This window comes from Zunongwangia mangrovi (assembly GCF_900112105.1).
Classification (GTDB): Bacteria; Bacteroidota; Bacteroidia; order Flavobacteriales; family Flavobacteriaceae; genus Zunongwangia; species Zunongwangia mangrovi.
This window is the reverse complement of the sequence record NZ_FOKV01000007.1, coordinates 180,052-191,191: the sequence shown is the minus strand read 5'-3', so window position 1 is coordinate 191,191 and position 11,140 is coordinate 180,052. Positions and strand designations below refer to the sequence as shown.

4 protein-coding genes and 1 pseudogene are annotated in these 11,140 nt (G+C 36.6%); all 5 read right to left on the bottom strand.

Annotation, left to right across the window (positions count from 1 at the left end; translation table 11 throughout):
* Positions 1-24: 24 nt before the first annotated feature.
* A complete protein-coding gene (locus BM201_RS14635; RefSeq protein ID WP_092543914.1) occupies positions 25-1,767 on the bottom strand; it encodes a RagB/SusD family nutrient uptake outer membrane protein in 1,743 nt (580 codons plus the stop codon).
* An 11-nt stretch (positions 1,768-1,778) separates the two neighbouring features.
* Positions 1,779-4,934: a SusC/RagA family TonB-linked outer membrane protein gene (locus BM201_RS14630; RefSeq protein WP_092543912.1), complete on the bottom strand. Its 3,156-nt coding sequence runs from the start codon at positions 4,932-4,934 to the stop codon at positions 1,779-1,781.
* 444 nt (positions 4,935-5,378) lie between these two features.
* On the bottom strand, positions 5,379-7,328 hold the full coding sequence (locus tag BM201_RS14625) for a glycoside hydrolase family 97 protein (RefSeq protein ID WP_092543910.1): 1,950 nt from the start codon (positions 7,326-7,328) through the stop codon (positions 5,379-5,381).
* Positions 7,318-8,532: pseudogene (locus BM201_RS18255) on the bottom strand (DUF6055 domain-containing protein). The gene BM201_RS14625 and the pseudogene BM201_RS18255 overlap by 11 nt, the downstream one beginning before the upstream one ends.
* Before the next feature lie 134 nt (positions 8,533-8,666).
* Positions 8,667-10,913, bottom strand: coding sequence for a S9 family peptidase (locus tag BM201_RS14610; RefSeq protein WP_092543904.1), 2,247 nt, complete (start codon positions 10,911-10,913; stop codon positions 8,667-8,669).
* Positions 10,914-11,140 lie beyond the last annotated feature (227 nt).

The window sequence follows — 11,140 nt, the reverse complement described above, 5'->3', positions numbered from 1 at the left end:
TTATCAATTGCTTTGTATACTATTTTACCAACCAGGATTTTGATTAAACTCTGGGAATATTGTAGCATCTTCTAATGGTATTGGCCATCTGTAATGTCTTTCTCCAAAGGTTAAAGTGAAAACCGGTTCTGATGTTCTATTGATACTAAAGCCTGTTGGCTGTGATGGATCTTCGCTAAATTCTACTCCGTAAATAGCTCTATGTTCCAGATCACTGGCATCTCCCCATCTTTTTAGATCGAAATATCTTTTACCCTCTAGATAAAGTTCTACAGCTCTTTCATTTTTAATACGCTCTCTAAAAGCATCTGTATCTCCTAAATATTGAGATGCAACTCCTGGCATATTAACTCTGGCTCTCACACGATTTACAGCATCAACTGCACTAAGATTTGCACCCGGAATACTATAATTTGGTCCTCCAATCTCGTTAGCAGCTTCAGCATACTGTAATAATATATCGGCTAGTCTAAAATAGATCACGTGTGTATTTGGCGCTGTAGCACCAGACCATTGGTCGATATTTCTAGCCCAGAACTTTCTCGCCAGATATCCTGTAAAAGAGTAATGTGGTTGTCCTGTTCTTTCTTCGCCGCCTTCAAAAAGCTCCATATAGTTCCCGGTTTGGGAAGTCCATCGTTCCTGATTAAAAATGATCGAGTGATAAAATCTAGGATCTCTACCAACATAAGGGTTTTGAGGGTCATAGTCTGGATCGTCTGAAATTGGCAGACCATTTTCAGTCTCGAACATATCAACAATATTCGCACTTGGGCTAAATCCCTGAATTACCCCACCTGGTGCGAGGCTGGGAACGCTAAATACATTCCACGTATCGGTATAACGGCTTGCCTGGTAATTTTCCCATATAATTTCTGAATTTGTTGGCTGATACATAAAAATGCTATCAAAACCACTGGCAAACTGAATGCTTTGTTCTCCTTCTGGAGTTAAGTATCTTACTTCATCTGTTCCATTTGAAGGCACTAAAGAATATCTACCAGCATCGGCAACTTCAATAAGATCCCATGAAGCTTCAGCAGCTGCTTCCCATCTGGAAACATCGTCACCAGGATTATTATTTGGGCTGGCATCAAAAAGCAAGGTTGAAGCTTTTAATGCCATGGCTGCTCCCTGTGTTGGTCTACCAAGATTTGCTTCATCCCAACGTGTTGGTAATAAGGTTGCAGCCGTATCCAAATCTGCCACGATATTCATCGCAGTTTCGTGGTAAGAATCACGTGGTAAAGCAAAATTATCTGAAGCGCTAAAACTTCTAGTAATATATGGCATTCCGCCCTGTCTTTTTAAGAACTCATAGTAATACCATGCACGCATAAAATGCGCCTGACCTTTAAGTTGATCGATCTGAGCCTGCGATGCATTTTCTAACATATCTAAATTTTCAAGAGAAATATTTAGAATTCGAATACTGGCCCAGGATCCCCAAACTCCGTCTGCATTAAACTGTAAGGCCTGTGCCGTGTTGTAAGCTCTTAAATAATCACCATTCTGAATAACCGGAAGGGTTTCCCAATCTGAGCTCATGTAACCTTCATCTGAAACTGCTGCGATATACGAGTAATCACCTGGAGACAAATAATGAAGTAGATCCTGATACATACGATCCTGAAAACTTCTAAAGTTATTATAGTCGGTAAATACTTCATCTTCCTGCATCCCGGCAGAATCCTGTACTCTATCTAAATAGTCTTCACAACTCGTGAAAAACGGTAGAGCAATAAGAAAAAATAATAGTCTTTTCATAATCAATATTTTTAGAATTCAATAGATAGATCAAAAGAGTATCTCTTCATCTGCGGGTAGGCACCAAAATCTGCCCCGAAGTTGAATCCTTCAGGATCACCTCCCCAACCTCTACGTGACCAGGTTAACAGGTTGGTACCGGTTAAACCGAAATTCACGTTTTTAATACTTAATTTATCTAAGAAGTCTGATTTTAAAGTATATCCCAGTCTTACATTTCTTAGCCTGATATATTGCCCGTCGATCATAGAAAACTGACTAATACGATAGTTATATTGATCGATCGCTACATTATGTACAGATGGGAATTCTGCATTTGTATTGGTTGGCGTCCAGTGATCGCCATGTGCTGTAAAAGCATTGTTCTTACCTTCTGTAAAAGGATATAAGAAGAACATCCCTCCCTGTCGCATTGGTTGCTGAGTTTTACCAATACCGTATAATTGAACATCTAAAGACCAGTTTTTAAAATTAGCACCTAAAGATGCATTCCAGTTAAGTTCTGGCACGATAGGATATTCTGAAACAATTCTATCCTGCTGGTCTACAACACCGTCTCCATTAAAATCCATGAAAGCGAGATCTCCAACGATTGGGCTACCACCCGAAGCTCTTGGGTACATGAATAATTGATCGAAATTTTGATAAAATCCATTATCCATAACTCCTGTTCCTGGTGTATACCAACCAAGTCTTCTTGCGATCTCTACCGGTTTTCCTTCTGCTTTTAAATGAAAAGGTCTTGAAGCTGGCTCGTCATAGTAAACCACTCGGTTTTCAGACCAAGCAATGTTTGCAGATCCATATACAACCCAGTTATCATTTATTGCTTTATTGAAGCCTAACTGTACTTCCATACCATGACTCTTGGTTTCTCCAAGGTTTCCTGAGATTCCTGAAACCCCGATATAACTTGGTACAGATTGTCTAGATTGAAGCACACCTGTTCTTCTCTCATCAAATAAATCGACTGATAAAGTTACAGCGCTATCAAAAAATCCAAGATCTACTGCAACGTTAGATTTTGTTGCTTCTTCCCATGTAGCATCGGTTACTGGTATATTTCCTTCATTAATTACCGGATAATATTGGATAGGATTACCAAATCCAACAGTTTGATCACCATCGGTAAATTCAGAAATATAAAGCCATCTATCGATACCGGCATCACTACCAACAACCCCGTAAGAACCTCTAAGTTTTACGAAATCCATAAATGTGCTTGCCTTCGAGTCTTTATAAAAACTTTCGTTAGAAATTGTCCATCCCCCGGCAAATGCTGGGAAAGTACCAAAACGAAGCCCTGGAGCAAATTTCTCTGAACCAGAATGCGTAATACTGGCTTCAAGAAAATAACGCTGATCGTAATTATAAGTTCCTCTACCTATCCAGTTTTCTTCGTAATGTGTAAAGTCTGAAATTGCTCTGGATTCTCTTCTAGTAAATACTCCTGTTAATCCTACATTATGTTTTCCAAAGCTTCTGTTATAATTTAACTGTCCCTGATAAAAATGAGACCTGTAAGCATCTGAAATATTTTCTGTTTCTGAAATATTTAATGGAGGCTGAGGTGTATCAAGATCTTCTGTTCCCCAGTTATCATAACGAGACCATTCCTGAGTATTTGGATTTAAGTAATATCCAAAGTATAAGGGTAATCTATAGTACTTTCTATATTGTTGTAAAGTATTATACGAATACAGTATATTAGCCGATAAACCTTCAGTAATAAAATCTAATTTTTGATTGAATTTTACATCAACGTTCAATTCATTAGACTTTAATCTCTGGAATCCCTGACCTCCTTGCCAGTTTAAACGAACTTCACCCATATCTGGATTGATATAAGGACGAATACCCGACTGGTTATAAGGGATTAACCCATCTGGATATGCATTTAAAGCATCGGCAGGATAAAATGGTAATGCCGTAACAGATTGATACCAGTTTTCCTGCGTATAATCATCGATAGGTTTATTCCAAACCTTTAAATTACCACCAACATTTAGTGTTAACTGAGTAGATTCGGTTAAAGTAAAATCTAAATTATTTCTGAAGTTATAACGCTGGTGCCAGTAATGTGCATTTCTATCGTCATAATCGTAAGGAAAAACATTCCCTACATCAAAAACATCGCCTTCTTCCAAATACCCTACGGAAACAAAATACTTTACGAAATCTGTTCCTCCACGAGCATTTAGATTATAATTCTGATCAAAACCAGGTTTAAAATAATAATCCATCCAATCAAAATCTGGATATAAATAAGGCAGATCCTGATCTCTATAATGTGCCAGCTCTTCATCACTAATTAAGTTATTCCACATACCGTCGTTACGATACGCTTCATTTCTTAAGAGCATTGTTTGGTAAGCGTTCATATACTCCGGTAATTCTGTTGGAGTTTTGATTGAAAGCTGAGAATTAAAATTTAGCTGAAGTGCGCCTGATGCACCTCTTTTCGTATTTACAATTACGACCCCGTTTGCACCTTTAACACCGTAAACGGCAGTTGCCGAGGCATCCTTTAATATCGAGATCGATGCAATATCGTTAGGATCGATATTTGAAATTGGTCGTTCTACACCATCTACGATATAAAGCGGGCCGTTAGATCCCATAGAGGAAGTTCCCCTAATCGTCATTGATAGTCCCCCAATGGCTTCTTCACCCGGAGTAGGGTCTGTACTCACTACGGTTAAACCAGGTAGATTACCCTGAAGTGAGTTTTCTAAACTCCCTCCCATTTTTACTTTTTGAAGCGTTTCTCCAGATACCTGAGAAATTGCCCCTACTACAGATTCTTTCTTTTGGACTCCAAATCCAACGATCACGACTTCTTCAAGAGCGCCAGAATCTTCTTCCATTTGTACGTCTAAAACGGTATCACTGCCTACTGTAATTTTTTTTGTTTTTAGTCCAATAAACGAAAAGACCAAAACATCACCGCTTTCGGCTTCAATAGAGAATTCTCCTTCCCAATTGGTAGCGGCTCCAACATTTGTTCCTTCAACTTGTACATTTACGCCAGGCAAGCCTAAACCATTGCCATCTTTAACCACACCCGTTATCGTATTCCCGCTTTGCGAGAAACCAAAAATGGGTATGAAAGCACAAATTAATAGTAGAAATTTTAATCGATTTTTCTTACTAAGAGTGATTTTCATTTTAACAAAACTGTTTGATAATTAACTTTTGAAATAAAATTCATTTTATAATATTTTTTAACATTTTATATGCATTAAAAACAAGCAAAACGGTTAAAAACATAAAATAATGAATAATAAACAGTAACAATATTAGGTATAATATCACTCCAACTTTGATAGTATATTAACACAAGCTTATCATATATTATGCGAATTTTTAATAATAAATTAACTTTTAAAGAATTTTTTGTTTTAGGGTTTAGACATAAAAAAATCTGGTAGTATTTACCAGATCTTTTTAGTTCATTTCGATTATAAAATGGGGCTATTTTTATCTAATATCGAATCTTATAAATTCAAAATTTTCAGTCATCTGTTATTAAAATTTAAGCTTGAAAAAAGATTTCAACTACATAAAAATTACACTATTTTTTAGTTGAAATTTTGGATGAGGAATTCAGATTATCGCGTAAAAATTCCTATCCATCCTCCACCTTTATTCATTTTGATCTCTATCTTATCTTCTGAAGTTAATTTTGCTGATTTCTTAGCATAATCTTTAGCTACTTTATCTGAATTTATACCATCTTCGATCCATTCTAATTGATAACTTCTATTTCCATCTAAAAACGAAAGATCGATTTCAAAAGTTCTGGCAGAATCATCTGTTATCGCTCCTACATACCAGGAATCCCCATTTTTACGAGCAATTATTAAATAATCTCCAATCTTAGCATCAAGCACTTTAGTTTCTTCCCAAACCACCGGGATTTTTGAAATAAATTCGGCCGATTCTCGATTTTCGTAATAACTGGAAGGTGTATCAGCCAACATTTGCAATGGTGCTTCAAAAATAGTGTACAAAGCAATTTGATGTGCCCTGGTTCCCAAAGTCATTGGGCGATCAAAACGCACTGCAAAGTTTTCTTTGTGCGCATTATCCATACCACCCGGAGTATAATCTAAAATTCCGGCGGTCATTCTGGTAAAAGGAATTGTAAGATCATGCTCTGGAGTAATGAAATCTTCCCATTTATCGTTTTCTAAACCTTTTACCGCTTCATAATTTATGATATTTGGATAAGCTCTTCGCATTCCCGATGGTTTCATCCCACCATGATAATCTACCAGTAAGTGATGATCTGCAGCACTTTTTGCAAGCCTTTCATAGAAATTGGTAACATATTGATCTGCTCGCTGAATAAAATCTACTTTCACTCCTTTAATGCCCCAGGCTTCATATTTAGATAAAAGCCCTTCCATATTTTCGTCTAATGGTCGCCATAAGCTCCACAGAATAATTCCCACATTTTTTGCTTCAGCGTAAGCGGTTAATTCTTCCATGTTGATATCTTCATTGGGTTCCATCACATTCAGTGTAGATTTAGACCAGCCTTCATCCAAAATGATATATTCTAAACCAAATTCCGAAGCAAAATCGATATAATACTTATAAGTTTCAGTATTAATTCCGCTTTCAAAATCAACATTATAAACATTGTTCGCATTCCACCAATCCCAAGCCACTTTTCCCGGTTTTATCCAGGATGGATCTTTTAATTTAAGCGGACTAGCTAATTGATACACCAAATTATTTTCGATGATTTCCTTATCATTTTCAGCAATCATAAAAACTCTCCATGGGAATTCTCTTTTTCCTTTGGTTTTTGCGATAAACGGCGCTGCTTCTTCTATAGCTTCCAAACGATCCTGTCCCGCTTTTAATTCCTGAGTTTTTAATACATACTTCGGAAATTTACTCTTGAATCCGTTTTCAGTTTTCTCTAAAAAAAGATTAGGATAATCATACAAATTCGATTCGGTTACCGAAAAACTGATGCCTTTTTCATTCGTAAATAAAGTTGGCAAAGCCGCGATCGTTCCGTTTTCTATTACTGAAGTTGGAAGTTTTTCGTAATAATTTTCAAAATGAGAGATTAAACTTTCTTCTTCAGGTAAGTAGCAGGTATAATCTTTACCTAACTGAAGATTCATTTGTTCATCTAAAACTTCTATTTCACCTTTCAGTTTAGAAACAAATCGATACGCCCAGCCATTGTTATAAACCCTAACTTCAAAATCGTAATTTTTGAAACTCATTTTTAAAAGATTGTAGTGATCTCTAATGAGTTTCGATTTCACAGGTACAACAGCCTCGATCTCTTCATCTACGGTTTTAGTGCTTGGATTTTTTATTTTATCACCAGCTCCAAAAGATATACCGCCAGTAAACTCCATTTTGGGATTTACCTTTTCGATAAGCTCTTCATTATTCAAGTAAACTTTTAAATAAAGTTCGTTATCATGCTCAATTTCAATCTTTATATGATTATTTGGTGATGTGATTTCCTCCTGAGAAAAAACATTAGTAAAAACACCTAATATGGCTATAAAAAGGATCTTAGTTTTCATTCTTTGGATACGTATTTTCAAATTTTAGCTTGTAAGGCCATTGTTCATCATTATCTGGATTACCATCAATCTTATGAATGGAATGTTCTGTTGGAGCACCACTTACTACAAACCATAAATGCGCTGTATTTTGTGGAATTTCAAAACTAATTTCATTCTTAGCCTGGCTGTACATCTTTCCGTAGTGACGTTCTCCATTTTCGCTCACCGCTAAAAATCCATACCTCCAACCTGCAATTTCAGGTTGAAGAATATTGAATTCTTTACTTTTGGTTATGCCTTCAAATTTCAATTTTACTTTTCCAGATGTTGGCACTTCCAAAGGAATGGTATTATAGCTATTATTTTGCGGCGCTTCTTTTGCTGAAATCTGAAACTAATCATCTTCGATTTTATCTAATTTGGTATGATGGATATTCGTATATTCACTACTTATTTCTTCTATTCTTGGCATATCCCAGGTCAAAAATCTTCTGGAAGCGTCAAAAATTTCATCATTAAAAGTTTTCTGATCAATATTGGTTAATCGCTGATACGTTAACACAGGATCTTCGCCTTTTTTAGAATTTCTCCAAAGCTCACCAATAAAGGTTTTACCATGTTTATTAGACCAGTATTCTAAAACAAAAGGCGAATGATACATATTTTCTTCGTGTAGAAATGCTCGATATGTATTGTCTAAAAATGCCTGTAAATGATAATTTTCAAACTCGATCCAGTCAGGATAAACCTGCCATAGCATCCATTGCGACGTCATTTCCCAAATACTACCGCCATTTTTAAACCCAAAATGCCCATCGGCTCCCGTTAAATACTGAAATGAATGTCCAAGCTCGTGCGCCAAAGCGCCATAAGGTGGTTTATGGATTCGTACCGCGGGCGACCATAACATCCCGATACTATCTTTTCCTGCCCCGTAGGCAGTACCATCATCCCCACCAAAAACGTACATTAATATCTTGGTGCTATCTGTAGTAGATTTTCCTTTTTCTAAAAACTGAAGCTCATCTACATAATAATTGAAAAAGCGCTCTCCCTCTATGATAAGGGAATCAACATTAAAAGTTTTTATTTCGTTTTCGTTCTTAGAAGGATCTTCGCCATATTCTTTATCCCAAAAAATAGCGAAATCATTAGATGTTCTAAATCTTGAAAAACTGTACACACTTTCTGGATCATCATAGTCGTTAGAATCTGGAACCATCCAAACTTTCTCAGGAATTTTCAGTTGTTTTTCGATCATAACAGATTCTTCCTTAGTTTTTTCGGCAATGTTTTTACAAGCCATTGCCAAAAGCGATAATCCTAAAATACTGGTTAGTTTTTTCATCCTTAAGATTATTTTAGTCCGTTATGTTCTAAGAAATAATTAGTAATCAAAGTATACAGATGAATCGAAGTGTTCTTCCCTTCGTAGATATGATGCGCCCTGTTTGGGTACGACATCATATCGAATTGCTTGTTATTTCGTATTAATTCGTTCACTAAAAACTCCATGTTCTGGTAATGCACATTATCATCGCCGGTACCATGAATCAGCAATAAATTCCCTTCCAGATTTTTAGCATAGGTAACAGGCGAACCTTCAATAAACTTCTTCTTATCTTCACTCGGCAATCCCATATAACGCTCCTGATAAATATTATCGTAGAATAACTGATTAGCAACCCCGGCCACTGCAACTCCTGTTTGATATACTTCAGGATATCTGAACAACAAATTCTGCGTCATAGAGCCTCCACCGCTCCAACCCCAAACATTCACTCTATTTTCATCCAGAAAATCGTAGGTTGCAAGCACTTTTTTAGCTGCCGCGGCTTGATCGTTCGTATTGATCACTCCCATATTCTGGTAAATACTTTTTCTCCAATCGCTGCCCTTTAAAGTCGGCGTACCGCGATTATCGATACTAATCACTACAAATCCCTGTTGCGCCATAAAAATCTCGTATAAACCAACCCATTGATCTGTCGCGACAACGCCCCAGGGTTCTCCATATACATGAAAAAGTACCGGGTATTTTTTAGCCGAATCAAAATTTAATGGCTTGGTCATTCTGGCATCCATTTCAATTCCGTTATCTGCTTCGACCGTAAAAAATGAGGTTTCTGGTAAAGCTAAAGTGCTTAGCTTGTTTTTTAATCGCTCGTTATCAACTAAACTTATAACCGACTTATGCTTAGGCAAACTCACCAAACTTACCGTATTTGGCGTGCTAACATTTGTGAATTTATGAATCGCATATTCTCCGTTTGGAGAAACATCATACGTATTTACTCCCTGAAATTCTTTCGGAGTAACTTTAGTTAATTTTCCGCTTCCATTTAAAGGCACGCTGTATAAATAACGCTGCGTTGCATTCTCTGGTGATGCAACGATATATAAATTCTTATCATCGGTTTTGTAATACGTCGCTACGTCGTAATCGCCAGGTGTAAGCAATGTTTTCTCGCCAGATTCCAGGTTAACTTTGTAAATATGGCGCCAGCCATCATTTTCTGTCATTCGCAAAAATGACTTTCCGTTGTCTACAATTAACTGATCGTTATTTCCCCATTGGTTCGAAGAAATATCAGGATAGCGTAAATCTACCCAGGTGTCTTCAGTTTCAGTATATACTTTTTTTAAGGTAGAAGTTGAAGGTTTATAAGTGAAAATATCAAGCTCATTCTGCTTTCTATTCATTTGCTGAATTAGTAACATATCTTCATCAATCCATTGCATGGCCGGTAAATAATGCTGAACTGGATCTCCCGGCATCGGAATCCATTTTACTTCGGAAGTTTTTGTATCTACAATACCAACTTTGGCTGAAGAAGGATTAAATCCTGCTTTTGGATATTGAAGCGGAATAGGTTCAGAATATACCGAATCTGTAGTATTGATCATGTAAAAAGTCCCAATTTCTGAAGCATCTAATTGCCAGAACGCGATCTTTGAAGCATCGGGATTCCACATAAATCCGTCACGCATTCCAAATTCTTCTTCATAAACCCAATCAAAAGTTCCGTTGATGATATCTCCGGTGCCATCTTTGGTTAATTGGCTAAGTTCTCCTGTTTTAAAATTCTCTTTATAAATATTGAAATTATGCACATAAGCCACAAATTGATTGTCTTCAGAAAACTTAGCAAACATCAATGAAGAAGCCGGAAAATCTTTCCCTAGCTGCTTTAATTCTTTGGTATCAAAATCATAAACCCAAAAATCACCTTTGGTGTTGGAACGCCAAACTCTGCTAGAATTTGTAAAAATAAGCACCTTGCTAGCATCTGGTGATAACGAAAAATCTTCTATTGCCAGGTTTTTTCCATTTACACTAAGATTATTGGCTGCTAAATATGTACTTGATTTATAATTTTTACTCTCGTATCTAATAAGCTCATCATTACCCGCATCATCTTTTTCGATACTTACAAAAGCATCACCATCTTCTATCCAGAAAATAGTACGTTGATAGTCGCTACTAAATTCTGAAGAAGAATAAATGCGCTCTAAGCTTAAAAGCGAAGGATCTTCCTGTGCAATTATCGAAGAAGAAAAGAAAAGCACTATCGCGATTCTTAAAAGGTGATTTTTGGCCATTTTGTCTATAGTTTACTGTTAACAGTTCACAGCGTATAGCTGGTAGCTTTTAATTTTTAGAATTTTTAAATCGAAAATCATTATCAAATTATCCAGTCCTCGTTTTTGATTCCTTTCTCCAAGATCAATTTAGATTTTTCGACTTCGTTAGGTCATTCTGAGCTTGACTCAGAATCTCATAAAGCTTGGTGGATTCATATGATGAGATCCTGAAACGAGCCTGCCTT